This is a genomic window from Gilliamella sp. Pra-s52 (genome assembly GCF_009795805.1).
GTDB lineage: Bacteria > Pseudomonadota > Gammaproteobacteria > Enterobacterales > Orbaceae > Gilliamella.
This window is the reverse complement of record NZ_WTEY01000001.1, coordinates 294,180-312,379: the sequence shown is the minus strand read 5'-3', so window position 1 is coordinate 312,379 and position 18,200 is coordinate 294,180. Positions and strand designations below refer to the sequence as shown.

The window sequence follows — 18,200 nt, the reverse complement described above, 5'->3', positions numbered from 1 at the left end:
GCATAAATCAAGCGAATATCTAAAAGGAGTAAATATATGAAAAAAATCGGCATTATAGGTGCAGGATTTGTCAGTCAAGCTTGCGCAACACTATTTATGCAAGCAGGTTATCAAGTTATGCTAAGCAATTCTAGAGATAAAAGTACACTATTTAGTGTAGCTACACGCTTAAACTGTCAAATTGGAAGCCAAGAAGAAGCCATTAAATTTGCTGATATCATTCTCGTTGCTATTCCTTTTATCAATTATACACAGTTACCCACTGAATTACTCCGAGGCAAAATAGTACTTGATGCTACTAACTATTACCCTGAACGCGATGGGTATTTAGAACCATTAGATAAATATGAAATAACAACCAGTGAGTTAGTGGCCAAACATCTTAATAAGTCCAAAGTCGTTAAAGTCTTCAATGCAATTCTTGCTAAAGATGTTGTTAAAGATGCAAAACCTAATGATCAATCCGATAGAAGAGCAATTCCTATCGCTGGAAACGATTTAGCCGCCAAACAGACTGTTATCAATCTACTAGAAAATATCGGCTATGATTATATTGATGTAGGTACTTTATCAGACAGTTGGCGATTTGAACGAGCAAAACCAGCCTATTGCATACCACTAAATCGTCAGCAGTTAAGTGATGCTATAGCACAAACCACAAGAGAATTTGAAGTACCGCATAATTCATGGCAAACAAATAATCAACAAAGATAAAAAATCAAAATAAGCCCTTTCTTCTATCATAATGAAGACACATTTATCGCCTATTCAATAGGTTAAATAGTGTTACTTAAAAAGAAATTTGAAATATTAATTAAAGGAAATAAAAATGATCAATCCAAATAAAAGATATACTGTTATAACCGGCGCCAGTTCTGGCATAGGTTATGCAACCGCCCTTGCCTTTGCCAAACGAAATAAAAACCTTATTATTACAGCAAGAAGACAAGAAAATTTAGAACATTTACGACAAGAAATAGCAAAAATTAACCCAACATTAGAAGTAATTATAAAAGTTTGTGATTTATCACAGCCAACCAACGCTTATTCCCTTTTTAATGATTTAAGCAACTATTTTATTGAAACATGGATTAATAATGCTGGTTTTGGTCATTACGGCAGTGTTCGTGATCAAGATTTAGTAAAAATAGAATCAATGCTTCATTTAAATATTGAAACTCTAACGATTTTTTCAACACTATATGTACGTAAATATCAAAATGAACCCGGAACACAACTCATAAATATCTCCTCACGAGGCGGATATACTATCGTTCCCAATGCAGTAACCTATTGCGCAACAAAATTCTATGTCAACGCCTTTACCGAAGGGCTAGCACAGGAATTAAAGCAAGCTAATGCCCAATTAACCGCAAAGGTATTAGCTCCCGCTGCAACAAAAACAGAATTTGGTGAAAAAGCCAATAATGTCAGTGAATACAACTACGATACGAGTTTTACAAAGTACCATACAGCCAAGCAAATGGCCGAATTTTTACTGGCTTTATACGATAGTAACAACATTATTGGCGAGATTAATACTAAAGATTTCTCTTTTTCACTAAAAGACAGCATATTTCCTTATTCAGGAAATCCGTCAGAAAATCAAAATTAAAACAATAACGAATTTACATGCAATGTTAAATCAAACAGCAACATATGATTTTTAACAAAATTAAACTTTGGCAATCGTTATTTTGATTGCCCATTTTAAGTTAAAAATAAAAATATAACAGCCATTATAATTAAAGGCCATTTCTAAATAACAGCCTTCTAACTTTTCACCACAGCAAACACCATCAACGTCAACAAACGATTTACCTTGAGGTAATTATTTTAATGTGACATTAGATATCGGTTTTATCTGTTTATCCTAAAAAAGGCTTACTAAAATATTAATAAAAACCTATCAATAATAAACTTAATAAAGCCATCAATTGATAAGCAAAATAATAAAATACTCATATTGAAAATATGATTATAAAACCAATTAATGACTAGAACTTAAATTAATATTATTACAATATAAAAAAACAAATATACATACAATTACATTTGAATTAGATTCATTAATGATTCTATTTTTGCAATTCTATCTTCAACTTTTTTGGCAGCACCATCCAACGAATATCCATCTTCCATTAATTCTTGAATCAAAACAATTTTTTTTATATTCGCTAAATCAAATTGACGAGACTTAGATTGTGGATCAACTGTTTTAATGATGCCTTTTTCTTCCCAATATCGTAATTTTCTAACTGGAATTTTTGTCATTTCAGAAACCTCGCCAATACCAACAATCACGGTTGATAAAAAGTCATCATATGAATTCTTAACAGAAATATCTTCCATAGCAAAACCTTTTTCATCATTTATTTTTCTATATTTTATCGATTAAATTATATTGTTACAACAAATTATGTTGATTTAAAAACCGAAATGGATATATACTGCAATTATTGTAGTTTAAATACAACAATTAAACTTAAAGGACTTATCAATGAAATATAAGTTAATCGTAGGAACAACATTAATTCCTTTTATAGCGCTTGCTGTTGTCACCCTTCTCTACATTTTTTTACCCATTCCAGAAAATTTACTAATTTTTATCAAAGGTAGTACACCAAGTAATGTCAGCTTATTAACAAGTATATTTGGTATTTTTTACGCGATTGGACTAATTATTTGGGGAATTTTATCGGATAAAATAGGCAAAGATTTTACTTTAGCAATAGGCTTACTACTTTTAGCATTAATCACTTTTATTATTCCATTGATAAGTGGTTATTATTTATTGTTGTTAGCACGTTCCATCCAAGGCTTTTGTGCAGCCTCATTTCCACCTGTTGCATTAGCGTGGATTTCGGTTAACCTTGCTGATGCAACAAAATCTAAAGCAATCTCAATTATTAGTTGTACGTTTCTACTCGCAACAACCATTGGGCAATGGTTTGGTTCAATAATGATTGTTGATTCACTGCACAAATCTATGTGGTTTTTAGGTACTATTTACACATTAGGCGGTGTATGCTTTTATTTCAACAGTTCAAAAAGCAATAAGAAAAAACCAACACTACAAAAAACATCAATAACTTCAATTTTTAGTAAACTTCCCAACATTTTGTTTAATAAAAAATTATTTCCTATCTATTGTTGTTCGCTCTTTGTTCTACTTAGTTTTGTTAGTCTTTATTCAATATTACACCATAGTTTATTAATTATTTATGTACCAACACTACGTAATATAAGCATTATTGCTATATTATTTAGTCTAACAGCTGGTTATCTATTTAAGCTAATCAAACCATTATACGTATTATTCATTGCATTATGCCTAATGAGCACTTCGTTATTAATTCACTGTTTTTATATTAATGACCAATTAAATTTTGTTAGTCTTTTATTTATTATCCATTTTATATTTGTTTTTGGACTAGCCTATGCCATTCCATCAATGATTACATGTATTACAATCGAATCTGAAGCTGAAAGTCGTGGCATTGCCGTATCGCTATACACCTGTGTTTTATTTATTGGTGCGAGTATAGGCGCCTTTTTACCAACCATTTTTGAAATGAATAATTTAATTTTACTCATCACCCTTTTTCTATTTATTTGTGCATTGCAACTAATATTAAATAAAAGAAATTACCATTAAGGTTTTTTTATAATGAAAAAAATATTTATTAGCTTAATACTTATAACAAGTTTTTTAAATTCAAGTTGTTACGCCAAAGAAATGAGTACAATAAAGGAACAAACTATGAACTCAACACAAATACAACAAGCAAAAAACATACTTGTACCAAGCTTTCAAAAGTTATTACAAAATGCAGAACGTGATTTTAATTTAGTATTAACTAAACAGGGACTCCACAATAAACAGCCTGTCACTCTTTATCGTTTTGAACCCAATGAAAGCATACATCTTGAACAACAACATGTTTCATTATTAATAAATGATACCACTAAAAATTTACAAGGATTAGTAAGATTACTACCTAAATATCAGTCTTCTAGCCAACAAGTTTCCAAAGAAACCGCATTACAAATTACTCTAAATTTTCTTAAAGACTATGCACCAGATTTATTAGATAACTATAATAATAAGTGGATCAATACCCATAACGAAACTATTATTGTTGATGGCAAAAAAAACACACTAACTGGTATGAAAGTCAAATGTCGTGATTTAAATACTGGCCTCTATTTTTGGACTATCATAGGACCTGATCAAACAGTGATGGTTTTTGAAAGAGATATTGAATGGGATTTTATTCGAGCAGGAAGACAAACTCAAAAATGGTTACATGATAGTTGGTTAGCTAAACACCTATAATAGAAAAACAATACTAAAAAACAAATGCTACAATTATTTATCAAATTAACAAATTTCATACCGAAACGTATAGTTTCCTGAAACATCTTAACAAGCATATCAACTTGTTAAGATGCCGTTTATTTATAATAAAGATATCAGTTACGAAATTCGCATTCCCGGTTTAGCGCCACTATCTGGAGATAACAAGTACACACCGTCACCATCATCTTTACCACTTGCACAAAGCACCATACCTTCTGAAACACCAAAACGCATTTTACGAGGAGCTAAGTTAGCAATCATAATGGTTAAACGACCAATTAACACATCAGGATCAGGGTAAAACTGCTTAATACCTGAAAACACGTTACGGGTTTCATCGCCAATATCAAGTGTCAATTGAAGTAATTTATCAGATCCCTCAACAAAACAGGCATGTTTAATCAACGCTACACGCATATCGACTTTAGCAAAATCGTCAAAATTAATCGTCTCAGCGATAGGTTCAGCAACGAGTGGTTTTGTTGGTTGCGCTAGTGCAGCTTGTTGTTTTGTTTCGTCAATCATAGCGGTGATTTTATCCATATCAATACGGTTAAATAAGGCTTTGAACTGATTAATCTTATGATTTGTTAAAGCGTTATCAATAGAATTCCATGTTAATTGACTATTTAAAAATGCCTCACTGCGCTCAGCTAACGAAGGCACAATTGGTTTTAAATAGGTCATCAAAATGCGGAATAAGTGAATACCCATCGAGCAAATATCTTGCAATGCTTGATCTTGCCCTTCTTGTTTAGCAACCACCCAAGGGGCTTTTTCGTCAATATAGCGATTCGCTTCATCAGCGAGTGCCATAATTTCACGAATAGCCTTACCTGATTCGCGTTGTTCAAAATAGTCAGCAATTACTTTAGATTTTTCAACAAACAAGGCATACAATTCAGGCTCTGCCACTTTGGCTGATAATTTACCGTCGAAACGTTTATGAATAAAACCAGCCGAACGCGAAGCAATATTAACAACTTTATTGACTAAATCGCTATTTACACGTTGAACAAAGTCTTCTAAATTCAAATCAATATCATCAATATGTGACGACAATTTAGCTGCATAATAATAACGCAAACAATCAGGATCTAAGTGTTTTAAATAGGTACTTGCTTGAATAAAAGTACCACGCGATTTCGACATTTTTGCGCCGTCAACCGTCACATAACCATGTACAAAGATATTAGAAGGCTTACGATATTCACTGCCGTCTAACATTGCCGGCCAAAACAAACTATGGAAGTAGACAATATCCTTACCAATAAAATGATATAATTCAGTACTTGAATCTTTACGCCAAAACTCATCAAAAATCGGCTTATTTTGTTTATTGCAGTAATTTAAAAAAGACCCCATATAACCAATTGGCGCATCTAACCAAACGTAGAAATATTTGCCTGGCGCATCAGGGATTTCAAAACCAAAATAAGGGGCATCACGGCTGATATCCCAAGGTTGCAAACCAGATTCAAACCACTCTTGCATTTTATTCGCCACTTGGTCTTGAAGTGTTCCTGAGCGAATCCACTCTTGCAACATATTTGAAAAAGCAGGCAAATCAAAAAAGAAGTGTTCAGACTCTTTTAAAATCGGCGTGGCGCCCGAAACCACAGACTTAGGATCAATTAAATCAATAGGATTATAAGTAGCGCTACACACTTCACAGTTATCACCATATTGATCGGGCGCTTTACAACGTGGGCAAGTGCCTTTTACAAAGCGATCGGGCAAAAACATCTGTTTTTCGGGATCGAATAACTGCGAAATGACTTTGGTTTTAATATAGCCATTTGCTTTCAAACGTTTATAAATCTGTTCTGATATTTCGCGGTTTTCTGGGCTATGGGTTGAATGGTAATTATCATAACTGATATTAAACCCAGCAAAATCGCGCTGATGCTCGGTTTTAACTTCACTAATCATCTGTTCTGGCGTAATACCAAGTTGTTGTGCTTTGAGCATAATTGGCGTGCCATGGGCATCGTCAGCACAAATAAAATAGATCTCATTACCACGCATACGTTGATAGCGTACCCATACATCAGCTTGAATGTGTTCAAGCATATGACCTAAGTGAATTGCACCATTGGCATAAGGCAGTGCACAAGTCACCAATATTTTGCGTTGAGTTGTCATGTTGATTTATTACCCTTTTTTACATAATGGCAGAAATAGTACATCAAACGTGGGATTATCGCTAGATTTATGCCATAATTTAATAAAATTTCTATGCCCAATTAGCTTTGTTGGTAGTTAAATAATTTTGTTAAAAAATGCCAAATAACGCCTAACTATTTATCATGCGCTAAACCTTTAACGAATCAAACTAAAAAGCAAACAAGCATAAATATTGATACATAAAGAGATCACAATAATGAATATTGAAGTAAAAAAAATTCTTGAGAATTTTACTCATCCAACTTTGCAAAAAAATTTATTTGAACTTGGCGCAATACAAAAAATCGAAATATTAAACCACCGCTTATCTATTAACCTAACCATGCCTTTTGTTTGGCAAAGCGGTTTTGACGCCTTAAAAAAAACAACTACTCCTGAATTACTTAAACTTAACGGTATTAACGATATTGATTGGTGCCTTGAATATAAAATTGCCACCTTAAAACGTGCTAATAACCAACAGGCCATTAATAATATAAAAAATATTATCGCCATCAGTTCTGGTAAAGGAGGCGTGGGTAAATCATCAACAGCAATCAATTTAGCATTAGCTTTACAAAAGCAAGGCGCTAAAGTAGGTATTTTAGATGCCGATATTTATGGCCCCTCGATTCCAACCATGTTGGGTACAGAAAAAGAGCACCCATTAACACCAGACAATAAACACATGACCCCAATTATGGCATATGGATTAGCCAGTAACTCCATAGGTTATTTAGTTGACCCTGATGGTGCAATGGTATGGCGTGGACCAATGGCAAGCAAAGCATTACTACAAATATTACAAGATACGCTTTGGCCTGAACTTGATTATCTTGTTATTGATATGCCACCAGGTACTGGAGATATTCAATTAACGCTTGCTCAAAATATTCCAGTAACGGCGGCCATAATTGTTAGCACCCCACAAGACATTGCATTAATTGATGCCAAAAAAGGTATTACCATGTTTAATAAGGTCAACATTCCAACACTAGGAATTATTGAAAACATGAGTTACCACATTTGTGAAAATTGTGGTCACCACGAAACAATATTTGGTGAAGGAGGCGCACAACGTTTGGCCAATCAATATCAAACAAAATTGCTTGGACAAGTACCACTTCATAAAATCTTACGCCAAGATCTTGATACAGGAAAACCCACCGTCATTAGCCATCCTGATAGCGAATTTACTCAACTTTATGGCCAAATTGCCGAACATATTGCTAGCGAGTTATATTGGCAAGGCAAAACGATTTTGCCTGATATAGCGTTTAAAACATTGTAACTTAAAAACCAAACTATTGGCTGTAAAAACCACAGCCAAAATTAGATAAATTTTATAACAAACAATACTGACTAATTTCCTCGATGATTTATTAATGAAATTTGATTAATATAGAAATTCCTCAATGTGTTAACAGCAACGTTATCAACGATAACAGTAATCGGCTAATTCATTCGATAAAAACAGATAATGCTATTGCTGATCTGCTCATTTAGTTCTATATTCAACTAACGCTATCATGTGCAAAAGCTTCAATGCATTGGAAGTCGTTACACTATCCCCCCATAATTTGTCACAACACTAAGGAAACAATTATGCAAAAAAGAGCGAATGAAGTCACAATGCGTGGTAACCCAATTACTTTATTAGGTCCAAAAATCAATGTCGGTGATTTGGCACCTGATTTTACTGTGCAAGATCTAGAGATGAAACCGATAAAATTATCCGATTTTAGCGGCAAAGTAAGAATAATAAATTCAGTACCATCAATTGACACATCGGTCTGTAGTGCCCAGGTTCACCATTTCAATGTCGAAGCAGCAAAACTAAAAGATACCGTAATATTTTCAATTAGTGTTGATCTACCTTTTGCATTAAACCGTTATTGTGCAGCTGAGGGGATTGATGCCGTTAAAGTCACCTCAGATCATAAAGAACTCAACTTTGGTTTAAAATATGGCGTTGTTATTGAACAGCTACGGTTACTTACTCGAGCCGTATTTGTCATTGATAAAAATGACAAGATTGTTTACGTTGAATATGTAAAAGAGACCTCTTTAGAACCTGATTATGACAAAGCCCTAGCGGCAGCTAAAGTATTAGCATAAATCACGATATAATATATCGCTACCTAATAATATTGGTAGCGATATACTTTAAGATTAATTTATAGCAACTATTTAATAGACAAAAATATTCAGTTATAATCAAAAGTAATCTAATCTTCCCGCCACAATCTTAATCATGAATAATAACATTACCCGATCTCGTATTTGGTCATCTATTCTATGCCTTGCATTTGCTGCATTTATTTTTAACACAACAGAATTTATACCTGTTGGTCTACTGCCTGATATCGCAAAAAGTTTTTCGATGGATAATGCTCATGCCGGATTGTTACTAACAATTTATGCGTGGTCGGTTTCGCTACTATCGTTGCCACTAACGGTATTAACCTCCCAAATGGAACGAAAAAAGCTACTCATATTACTATTCTGCTTATTTATTGGTAGTCACCTATTAGCTGGGATAGCGTGGAATTTCTACAGCTTAGTGGCAGCCAGAATTGGCATCGCTTGTGCACATGCCGTCTTTTGGGCTATCACAACGCCACTCGCCGTTCAACTAGCACCCAATGGCAAAAAAGCCAAAGCCATGGGCTTTATTGTGATTGGTGTTTCAATGGCTACCATACTCGGCATTCCGATTGGAACAATAATCGGGCAATGGGTCGGCTGGCGCGTAACCTTTTTATGTATTGGCTTCTTCGCCTTTTGTGTCATGCTAATACTGATTAACTTATTACCTAAGTTACCAAGCACCAACATCATTTCGATGAAAAACATACCACAGGTACTAAAACGCCCAGTACTGCTTAACATCTACCTACTCACTGCGATCATTATTGCAGGACACTTTACGGCTTACACCTACATCACCCCATTTATGACAAATGTTGGTGGATTTGATCAACACGTCATTGTCGGTTTATTACTGGTTGTTGGATTTTCAGGCATGATTGGCAGTGTGATTTTTGCCAAATATGCCAACAAAAACCCAACGGCCATTTTGTTTATTCCCGTATTAACATTAGGCATTTGCTTATTATCGCTTGACGTTAGTTCGCTCAGCATCTACACCGCCATTATTCAGTGCTTGGTATGGGGGCTTTCAGTGACCATTATCGGCATGGTTATGCAAAGCAAAGTCATTGACGCTGCACCTGACGCAACCGACATTGCCACATCGGTTTATTCGGGCATCTACAACATCGGCATTGGAGGGGGCGCATTTATTGGCAGTAAGGTACTCATTTTCCTATCAACCAAAGACATCGGATTTGTAGGGGCAATTTTTGTCATCATTGCCCTACTATTGTTCGCCTTTCATTCTAGAAAGCTGTGGAACATCAAAACGGAAGAATCACAACAGAATTAATCCCCCACAAGCCAAACAGCATTATTTATTAACCACAATGATAAATAATGCTCAACATGGCTGATTGGCAAAGGGTTATGACTGACTTAACGACTCTAACTGCTCCCACCTTTCAAAGACAGCCTCTAGCTCGGCTTCTTTGTCGGCTAACTGCTGCAATATGGCGTTAGTCACCTCGTGAGGTTGATTAAAAAAGTCGTGATGACTCACTTGCTGTTGCAAATCGGCAATATCGCTTTCTAACTGCTCTAACCGACTTGGCAATTGTGCTAGCTCGCGTTGCTCGTTATAACTCAGCTTAACACGTTTTTTAGTGGCTTGTTCATGACGAGGCAAAGTTGCAACGTTGTTAGCTTCTTTTTTGGCTGACTCAGCATTCTGATTAACCGTCGCCACTTTAACTGGCTGAGCTTGCTGTTGTTGTTGAAGTGCATCGGCATAACCGCCAGCATAAACACCAATACGGCCTTGATCTTCAAAAAACCAACATTGAGTCACCACATTATCAACAAATTGCCGATCATGGCTAACTAACAAAACGGTTCCTTGATAATCGTTGACTAACTCCTCTAACAACTCGAGCGTTTCGATATCAAGATCATTGGTGGGTTCGTCAAGGACTAACAAATTACTGGGTTTTAAAAACAGCTTAGCTAGCAATAAACGATTACGCTCCCCACCAGATAGCGCTCGCACAGGTGTTCTTGCCCGTTTAGGTGGAAACAAAAAGTCTTGCAAATATCCCAATACATGACGTGATCGACCATTTACCATCACCTCTTGTTTACCTTCAGCCAAATTATCCATCACTGTTTTTTCGGGATCGAGCTCTAACCGATACTGGTCAAAATAAGCTACTTCAAGCTTTGTACCACAATGTACACTACCTGATGTCGGTTGCAAATTACCTAACATCAGCTTAAGCAACGTTGTTTTACCAATACCATTAGGCCCAATCAACGCTATCTTATCACCACGCAACACTTGCACACTAAAATCATTTACGAGCAACTTATCTTCAACTTGATAAGTTACATTATCAAGCTCAAAAACGATCTTCCCTGAACGTAACGCCTCTTCAATTTGCATCTTGGCATTACCCATAACTTGACGACGCTCATTATACTCTTGACGCATTGCCTTTAACGCACGTACTCGCCCTTCGTTACGTGTACGGCGAGCTTTAATACCTTGTCTAATCCAGACCTCTTCTTGAGCAAGTTTTTTATCGAATTCTGCATTTTGTAACGCTTCAACGCGTAGTGCTTCCTCTTTGCCCAACAGATAATTATCGTAATTACCACTCCAAGACGAAATATGCCCTCGATCTAAATCAATAATACGTGTTGCCATTTGACGAATAAACGAACGATCATGAGAGATAAACACAATACTGCCATTAAAGCTTTTTAAAAACTCTTCTAGCCATTTAATGGTCTCAATATCTAAATGGTTTGTTGGTTCATCAAGCAATAAGACTGTCGGTTGACAAACCAACGCCTTTGCTAAAGCCGCTTTACGCAACCACCCACCCGATAACGAAGACAACAACGCATCGCCATCTAACGACAATGACGAAATCACATTACGAATACGGCTATCTAATTGCCAACCATTTTGATGATCTAACTGTTCTTGCAATTTGGCTAATTTAGTTAAATTACTTTCACTAGGATCTTGCTCAATACGGTGGGATAAATCGTAATAATCTCTTAACAACTGCGCCTGTTCGTGCAAACCTTCAGCAACAAAATCAAATACATTACCTTGCACATCACGTGGAGGATCTTGCTGTAAGCGTGACACAATCACATTATTTTCATAAATAATTTGCCCTTCATCTAGTGGCACTTCTTTATTTAGTACTTTAAGTAACGTCGACTTGCCAGCACCATTACGGCCAACAAGACAAACACGCTCGCTTGGCTCAATAGACATATCGATATGATCAAGTAGCGGTGCATCGCTAAATGAAAGATAAGCATTGGTAAGATTAATTAATGACATATTATTGGTTTTTATTGGATATTAAGTAATAAGACGCTATTCTATCACAAAGTTGCCCAAGTCAACTAAATCAAATACCAAAGATACACTAATAGGTCTCACAAATATTAGAAATCACTATTCAGCTCTATCAAAAAAAACAATTACTGTTTATATTAACTAACAAAATATTATTTAGATTTTTATATGAGGATAATTATGAGTCACATGTGGACATTTCAGCGTGTCGGTGGGCTTGATCAAGTTGTATTTAAAAACGCCAATGACATTATCAATTTACCTAATTTAGATCCTAAATTATGGGTAGCACTAAGTTGCCCAACCACAGGTCTTGATTTTGACGAAAGAACCTTAGAACTACTTGATTCAGATAAAGACGGACGTATCCGTATTCCTGATATCCTTGATGCTATTAGTTGGACACAAGACAAAATCACCTCATTTGACAGTATTTTACAGTCCAGTGAAACACTGCCTTTATCCGAAATTAACACCTCGACCCCACAGGGGCAAAAGCTATCGATTACCGCACACAGCATCTTAGCTAGCTTAAATAAAAACGGCATAGATTATTTAACGCAAGATGATATACAGCAATCAATACAAAGCAATGCAAACAAACTTTATAATGGTGATTTAATCTTCCCTGCCTCAAGCGAATTATCGGCTGACATGCAAACCTTTATCCAAACCGCCATCGACACAACGGGTGCACAAAAAGATATGAGTGGACAAGATGGCATCGATCTAAATATTGCCACCACCTTCGTTGACAACCTAAAAACATGGTTACAATGGCAAACACAAATCAGCACCACACCAACTCCATTTAGGGAAAACAGCGCCGAAATTTGGAAGTTAATCGAACAACTCAAACCTAAAATTGATGATTATTTTTTACGGGTTGAACTTGCACAATATGCACCGCAAGCACAAACCTCGCTCAATGTCGATGAAAAATTCATTGTGCCTACACAAAATGGACTATTATCAGACAAAGACTTAACTGAACTACCCCTATCAAAAATCGACATCAACAACACACTTGATCTTGTCAATGGGCTTAACCCACTTTGGAAAGCAAAAATTAGCCGCTTCAAAACATTAGTAGAATCATCGCTATCCAATCCCGACCAACTCACCCAACAAGAGTGGCAAGATATTCAACAAAATTTAAAAACTTATGCCACACTAATCAGCGCAAAACCCGAAATAGCGCAATTAACTGTTGCAACAAAACCATCGGCTAGCATAGAAGACATCCCCAACAACACCATCGTTAACTTAGCCAACGGTGACTTACTTAACGAATTTAAACAAATGGTTGAACAAGACAATCAAACACCGATATCCGCATCAGACATAATCACATTAGAAAAGTTAGTTCTATTTCACAAACATCTTTACCGCTTACTGGTTAACTTTGTTTCTTTTGCGGACTTCTTTTCGCTAAAAACACGAGCTGCCTTTCAGCTAGGAAAGCTGTATATTGATGGACGTTGTGCTACTCTCTGTGTTGCTGTTGATAACATTGCCAAACACACAGTAATGGCAAACTATTCCGAGCTCTGCTTACTCTATTGTGAATGCACAAGAAATGGACAAAAAAAGACCATTGCTGCTGCAATAACCGCAGGACAAGGTGATTTATTGATTGAAGGACGTAATGGCGTATTTATTGACAACGACGGCAACGACTGGGATGCCAATGTGGTCAAAATCATCACTAAACCCATCAGCATACAACAAGCAATTTCGGCACCTTATCAACGAATGGGGCGCGTAATTACTGAACAAATAAATAAATGGGCAAGCAGTAAAGATGCCAACATTGAAAAATCAAGTGAACAGGCACTACAAAACCCAAACAACAAATTTGACATTGGCAAAAGTGTGGGAATTTTTGCCGCAATTGGGTTAGCAATTGGCGCAATCGGCACAGCATTAGCCACAATATTCCAAGCCATTTTTGCACTAGCTTGGTGGCAAGTACCTTTGGTTTTTATAGGATTATTCCTGATTATTTCTGGCCCTTCTGTTATTTTGGCATGGTTAAAATTACGTCGAAGAACACTTGGACCATTACTAGAAGCATCAGGTTGGGCAATTAATGGGCAAGTTAAAATTAACTTAATGTTAGGAAGCTTACTCACCAGTAAAGCCCAGCTCCCTGCCGATGCAAAACGCAATTTGCGTGATCCAATGAAACAACGTCACCACAAACTCGCTATTATTTTTTGGTTAGCAATTTTACTCGGTATTGGGGCTACAGGAGGTTGGTTATGGCATGAGGGTTACCTTGACCATTACATTAAGGAACACAAACAAGAACAGATACAAAATAAAACCGAGACAAACGCCAACATTGATAAATAAAATCAACTTAACAACACATTTCGCCGACAATTGTCGACTGTCGGCGAAATTAAACAACAATCAATGCTGGTAAACCGGCAAACATCGGCAAATAGCTAACACCTTTTCTTTCACGGCTTGAATCGTTTGCTCATCATCAATATTATCTAAAACATCACAAATCCAATTGGCTAAATCACGCGATTCGGCTTCCTTAAAACCACGACGAGTAATCGCCGGCGTACCAATACGCACACCAGATGTTACAAACGGACTTTGCGGATCTTTCGGCACACTATTTTTATTAACGGTAATATTCGCACTGCCTAACGCAGCATCGGCTTCTTTACCAGTAATATTTTTATCAACTAAATCAATTAAAAATAGGTGATTGTGTGTTTCACCAGAAACCACCTTATAACCACGTTTTAAAATCACCTCAACCATAGCTTTAGCGTTTTTCACTACTTGTTGTTGATAAGTTTTATACTCAGGCTCCATCGCCTCTTTTAACGCAACGGCTTTAGCCGCTATTACATGCATTAAAGGTCCACCTTGCGCACCAGGAAAGACAGCAGAATTTAACTTTTTATATAACTCTTCACTACCACCTTTAGCCAAAATCAAACCACCACGAGGACCCCCAAGCGTTTTATGCGTTGTTGTCGTCACCACATGCGCATAAGGGACAGGATTAGGATAAACTCCTGCCGCAACTAACCCAGCGACATGCGCCATATCCACAAATAAATAAGCCCCCACACTATCGGCGATTTCACGCATACGTTGCCAATCCACTACCCCAGAATAAGCCGAAAACCCACCAATAATCATTTTTGGTCTAGATTCTTGGGCTGTTTTAGCCAACTTGTCATAATCAATACGCCCTGAATCATCAACTCCATAATCCACAATATGATAAAGCTTACCTGAAAAGCTAACGGGTGAACCGTGCGTCAAATGTCCACCTTCAGACAAATTCATACCTAAAACAGTATCACCGGTATTTAAAAGCGCCATATAAACAGCAAAATTCGCTTGAGAACCAGAATGTGGTTGCACATTGGCATAGTCTGCACCAAATAGAGCCTTAGCCCGTTCAATTGCTAATTTTTCAACAATATCAACATATTCACAACCACCATAATAACGTTTACCAGGATAACCTTCGGCATATTTATTGGTTAATTGCGAACCTTGTGCTTGCATTACGCGTGGACTGGTGTAGTTTTCAGATGCGATCAATTCAAGGTGATCTTCTTGACGCTGCTCCTCACCTTTTATCGCATCCCAAAGTTCCTTATCGTACTCGGCAATAGCCATCTTGTTGCTAAACATATTGGCTCCTTATCATCTAATTATACAGTTTGTCGGATTTTGCTTTATTGGCAGCAAAAATGGATGTTACACTCACATGGTTACTTAACAACCAAATCATTTCAATCTTTTTTTATTAGTTATAAGTAATATTAATAAACAGCAATAAAAATAGTAGCGTAACTTTTAAAAAGAATAACTGACATAAATAGTACTGCTTAACAGTATCATTTAAACAACTCAAAGCCACTCATAAGAATATTGATTTTATTTAAGTTATTAAAATCACAACAAAACAAAAACATCAATAAAATCAATATCTTTTCTGACAATTTTGTGTGGGATATAATGTTTTTTTGTTGGTTGATAGAGTGGATTGGTATAGTAGTTTCGAACGTTTGGGATTTTGGTGATCAAAATAGCTGTTGTGGTCACGTCCAATTTTGGGGGGCAGTTCAAAATCCCCTAAAAACCCCACGCATTGTCTGCATAATGTGGTCTACGGCTACCCTCCGCCGTCGCTCGCTCTTAACGCACCCGTTTGTGGGATTACTCATATCATCCTGATACTCGCCTCTACGAGGCCATCTTCGCTATGCTCAGATGTTCAAATTTGTTCCAGACAAATTTGTCGCTCCAGACAGAGAATAGCCTCGCCAAACATCCTGTTTAGCGTGCTAACCTCGCTCTGTTGTCGGCACATTCTGACGCCGAAATACGACAGACAATATAGCCGATTATTATTTATAATTATCTGATTAATTTTATTTTTTAATTACCACCTACACGGCGTTAAAGTGAATAAAACGGCATCGCTTGTTGTCACATCATTTCTAAACCACCTACACGGCGTTAAAGAACAGTTTTGGCTTGATTCGTATTGCTTTGATTTTCTAAACCACCTACACGGCGTTAAAGTTTGCAAATCAGCAATCATTCTTTGGAGTTCATTTCTAAACCACCTACACGGCGTTAAAGCTGCTACTTGACCAAAATAAGTAGAGGTGCGATTTCTAAACCACCTACACGGCGTTAAAGGCGTTGCGTTAACTGTTCATTACGGAATCATATTTCTAAACCACCTACACGGCGTTAAAGACCCTCAAGGCTCTTAATTGAGCTTTTTTCTTTTTTCTAAACCACCTACACGGCGTTAAAGCTTAATGTAGCTTTGCTTTCAACGTTGGCAACTTTCTAAACCACCTACACGGCGTTAAAGCTTGAAGCATTGCGAGACGTAAGTCATCAATTTTTCTAAACCACCTACACGGCGTTAAAGTAGAGCTCAAGATTTGATAAATCTTGCTATATAAAGATAAACAACAATTTTGGCTTTGAAAACCCTTTTTTTAAGCTATTTTTTAATATTTTGATTTTATTGAATTTTAAATTATCGTAAAAAAAAGGGTTCGTCGAGTTTTGCATTTAAAAAAAATAGACAGAAAATAAATTTAATCAAATTAACACTTTTTCTAAATAATTTTTAGGCAGTAATCGCATGCTTTTTTATAAAAAAGAAGTTAGAAATGCAATTGATTTTATTAAAATTTTTATTTTATCATGTTTTAAAAAATCACTTCCCTATCCCTTAAAACAATACTCATCCCCAATGGCGCTGCCTTGAACACCATATTGACGCAAATTATGATCAACGGCATTCATTGATTGCCAGTGGTTTTCACACCATTCTGGCGCAAGTAAGGTTGGCTTTCTGGCGTTAGCAGATATACGGTGATAAACAATATCTGCTGGGGTTTGTCTGATGATGTCGCCAGCAATATCAACATATTGCGCTAACGACAAAACTTCAAGCCGTCCTGCTCGCCATGCCTTTGCCATAATACTGCCATCAACAATATGTAATGGATGCAGCTTTAAGCCATCGACTCCGCTATTTAATACGCGCTCAAGGGTGATGATATTGTCCTGCTTGGTTTCTTTAGGCAAACCAATAATTAAGTGTGTGCATACTTTTATGCCCAGTTTGCGGGCTTTTTGAACCGTTTGGTGATAATCATTAAAGGTGTGTCCACGATTGATATCGTGTAACGTTTTGTCATGTGCAGTTTGCAAACCAAGCTCTAACCATACTTCAAAACCTTGCGATTGGTAACTTGCCAGTAATTCAAGTGCTTCACTAGGAACGCAGTCAGGGCGTGTACCCACGCAAAGCCCGACAATATCAGCACTATTTAGCGCCTGTTGGTACATGTCTTTGAGTATGGCAACTTCGGCATAGGTGCTAGTATAGGCTTGAAAGTAAGCTAGGTAGCGTTTGGACTTTTTCATTTGATGAGCTTGCGATACAAGTTGATCGGCAATCGATTTAACTTGTATTGATTCATCAATGATCGATGCTACATTACAAAAAGTACACCCACCAACGCCAATCGTGCCATCTCGGTTAGGGCAGCTAAAACCGCCGTGTAGAGTAAGTTTGTAGATCTTTTCACCGTATCGACGTTGGAGATCAGAACCAAAAGTGTTAACCACAAGATGAAGTTGCATAATAGACCAGAATAAGCGTTTTGGGTATTTTACGGA

At 36.6% G+C, this 18,200-nt stretch carries 13 protein-coding genes and 1 CRISPR repeat array; of the genes, 8 read left to right on the top strand and 5 right to left on the bottom strand.

Annotated elements, in window-relative coordinates; genetic code table 11:
- The first annotated feature begins 36 nt into the window (after positions 1-36).
- Both GQ594_RS01430 and GQ594_RS01425 read left to right on the top strand, forming a co-directional pair.
- Positions 37-714 (top strand): NADPH-dependent F420 reductase, encoded by a 678-nt coding sequence (locus tag GQ594_RS01430; RefSeq protein WP_160411133.1) that lies wholly within the window; start codon positions 37-39, stop codon positions 712-714.
- 115 nt (positions 715-829) lie between these two features.
- Positions 830-1,615 carry an SDR family NAD(P)-dependent oxidoreductase gene (locus tag GQ594_RS01425; protein WP_160411132.1) on the top strand — a complete coding sequence of 262 codons (786 nt, stop codon included), beginning with the start codon at positions 830-832 and terminating at the stop codon, positions 1,613-1,615.
- A gap of 434 nt (positions 1,616-2,049) precedes the next feature.
- Here GQ594_RS01425 and GQ594_RS01420 read toward each other — a convergent pair whose 3' ends face one another.
- Positions 2,050-2,352 (bottom strand): MerR family transcriptional regulator, encoded by a 303-nt coding sequence (locus GQ594_RS01420; protein ID WP_065582444.1) that lies wholly within the window; start codon positions 2,350-2,352, stop codon positions 2,050-2,052.
- Between the two features lie 148 nt (positions 2,353-2,500).
- Between GQ594_RS01420 and GQ594_RS01415 the strand changes: the two genes are divergently transcribed.
- Positions 2,501-3,658 carry an MFS transporter gene (locus tag GQ594_RS01415; protein WP_160411131.1) on the top strand — a complete coding sequence of 386 codons (1,158 nt, stop codon included), beginning with the start codon at positions 2,501-2,503 and terminating at the stop codon, positions 3,656-3,658.
- Positions 3,659-3,763: 105 nt separating this feature from the next.
- Positions 3,764-4,339, top strand: coding sequence for a hypothetical protein (locus GQ594_RS01410; RefSeq protein ID WP_160411130.1), 576 nt, complete (start codon positions 3,764-3,766; stop codon positions 4,337-4,339).
- Between the two features lie 141 nt (positions 4,340-4,480).
- On the opposite strand, the gene metG is transcribed toward GQ594_RS01410, so the two are convergent.
- Positions 4,481-6,508, bottom strand: a complete 2,028-nt coding sequence (metG, locus tag GQ594_RS01405; RefSeq protein WP_160411129.1) for a methionine--tRNA ligase — start codon at positions 6,506-6,508, stop codon at positions 4,481-4,483.
- 238 nt (positions 6,509-6,746) lie between these two features.
- Between metG and apbC the strand changes: the two genes are divergently transcribed.
- The 3 genes from apbC to GQ594_RS01390 all read left to right on the top strand — a co-directional run bounded on the left by apbC (position 6,747) and on the right by GQ594_RS01390 (position 9,977).
- Complete coding sequence (gene apbC, locus GQ594_RS01400) at positions 6,747-7,820, top strand: iron-sulfur cluster carrier protein ApbC (protein WP_160411128.1); 1,074 nt, start codon at positions 6,747-6,749, stop codon at positions 7,818-7,820.
- A 314-nt stretch (positions 7,821-8,134) separates the two neighbouring features.
- A complete protein-coding gene (gene tpx, locus GQ594_RS01395) occupies positions 8,135-8,647 on the top strand; it encodes a thiol peroxidase (RefSeq protein WP_160411127.1) in 513 nt (170 codons plus the stop codon).
- Positions 8,648-8,783: 136 nt separating this feature from the next.
- Positions 8,784-9,977, top strand: coding sequence for a sugar transporter (locus tag GQ594_RS01390; protein WP_160411126.1), 1,194 nt, complete (start codon positions 8,784-8,786; stop codon positions 9,975-9,977).
- Positions 9,978-10,052: 75 nt separating this feature from the next.
- Here the strand turns inward: GQ594_RS01390 and GQ594_RS01385 are convergent, their stop codons facing one another.
- Positions 10,053-11,984: an ABC transporter ATP-binding protein gene (locus GQ594_RS01385; protein ID WP_160411125.1), complete on the bottom strand. Its 1,932-nt coding sequence runs from the start codon at positions 11,982-11,984 to the stop codon at positions 10,053-10,055.
- A 198-nt stretch (positions 11,985-12,182) separates the two neighbouring features.
- On the opposite strand from GQ594_RS01385, the gene GQ594_RS01380 reads away from it, so the two are divergent.
- Complete coding sequence (locus tag GQ594_RS01380) at positions 12,183-14,360, top strand: phage holin family protein (RefSeq protein WP_160411124.1); 2,178 nt, start codon at positions 12,183-12,185, stop codon at positions 14,358-14,360.
- 60 nt (positions 14,361-14,420) lie between these two features.
- Here GQ594_RS01380 and glyA read toward each other — a convergent pair whose 3' ends face one another.
- Entirely contained in the window at positions 14,421-15,677 is a 1,257-nt protein-coding gene (glyA, locus tag GQ594_RS01375; RefSeq protein WP_160411123.1) for a serine hydroxymethyltransferase, read from the bottom strand.
- 749 nt (positions 15,678-16,426) lie between these two features.
- Positions 16,427-16,935: a CRISPR direct-repeat array (repeat unit 28 nt; unit sequence TTTCTAAACCACCTACACGGCGTTAAAG).
- A gap of 302 nt (positions 16,936-17,237) precedes the next feature.
- The gene (locus GQ594_RS01370) at positions 17,238-18,164 is read right to left on the bottom strand and encodes a TIGR01212 family radical SAM protein (protein ID WP_160401287.1); all 927 of its coding nucleotides are present in this window, start codon (positions 18,162-18,164) and stop codon (positions 17,238-17,240) included.
- Between the last annotated feature and the right edge of the window lie 36 nt (positions 18,165-18,200).

What these genes read in the sequence shown, in the direction of transcription:
- GQ594_RS01380 (WP_160411124.1), top strand. Translation starts at nt 12,183, where the DNA reads ATGAGTCACATGTGGACATTTCAGCGTGTCGGTGGGCTTGATCAAGTT.
- GQ594_RS01425 (WP_160411132.1), top strand. Translation starts at nt 830, where the DNA reads ATGATCAATCCAAATAAAAGATATACTGTTATAACCGGCGCCAGTTCT.
- GQ594_RS01415 (WP_160411131.1), top strand. Translation starts at nt 2,501, where the DNA reads ATGAAATATAAGTTAATCGTAGGAACAACATTAATTCCTTTTATAGCG.
- GQ594_RS01430 (WP_160411133.1), top strand. Translation starts at nt 37, where the DNA reads ATGAAAAAAATCGGCATTATAGGTGCAGGATTTGTCAGTCAAGCTTGC.
- apbC (WP_160411128.1), top strand. Translation starts at nt 6,747, where the DNA reads ATGAATATTGAAGTAAAAAAAATTCTTGAGAATTTTACTCATCCAACT.
- GQ594_RS01420 (WP_065582444.1), bottom strand. Translation starts at nt 2,352, where the DNA reads ATGGAAGATATTTCTGTTAAGAATTCATATGATGACTTTTTATCAACC.
- glyA (WP_160411123.1), bottom strand. Translation starts at nt 15,677, where the DNA reads ATGTTTAGCAACAAGATGGCTATTGCCGAGTACGATAAGGAACTTTGG.
- GQ594_RS01370 (WP_160401287.1), bottom strand. Translation starts at nt 18,164, where the DNA reads ATGCAACTTCATCTTGTGGTTAACACTTTTGGTTCTGATCTCCAACGT.
- GQ594_RS01390 (WP_160411126.1), top strand. Translation starts at nt 8,784, where the DNA reads ATGAATAATAACATTACCCGATCTCGTATTTGGTCATCTATTCTATGC.
- GQ594_RS01410 (WP_160411130.1), top strand. Translation starts at nt 3,764, where the DNA reads ATGAACTCAACACAAATACAACAAGCAAAAAACATACTTGTACCAAGC.
- tpx (WP_160411127.1), top strand. Translation starts at nt 8,135, where the DNA reads ATGCAAAAAAGAGCGAATGAAGTCACAATGCGTGGTAACCCAATTACT.
- metG (WP_160411129.1), bottom strand. Translation starts at nt 6,508, where the DNA reads ATGACAACTCAACGCAAAATATTGGTGACTTGTGCACTGCCTTATGCC.
- GQ594_RS01385 (WP_160411125.1), bottom strand. Translation starts at nt 11,984, where the DNA reads ATGTCATTAATTAATCTTACCAATGCTTATCTTTCATTTAGCGATGCA.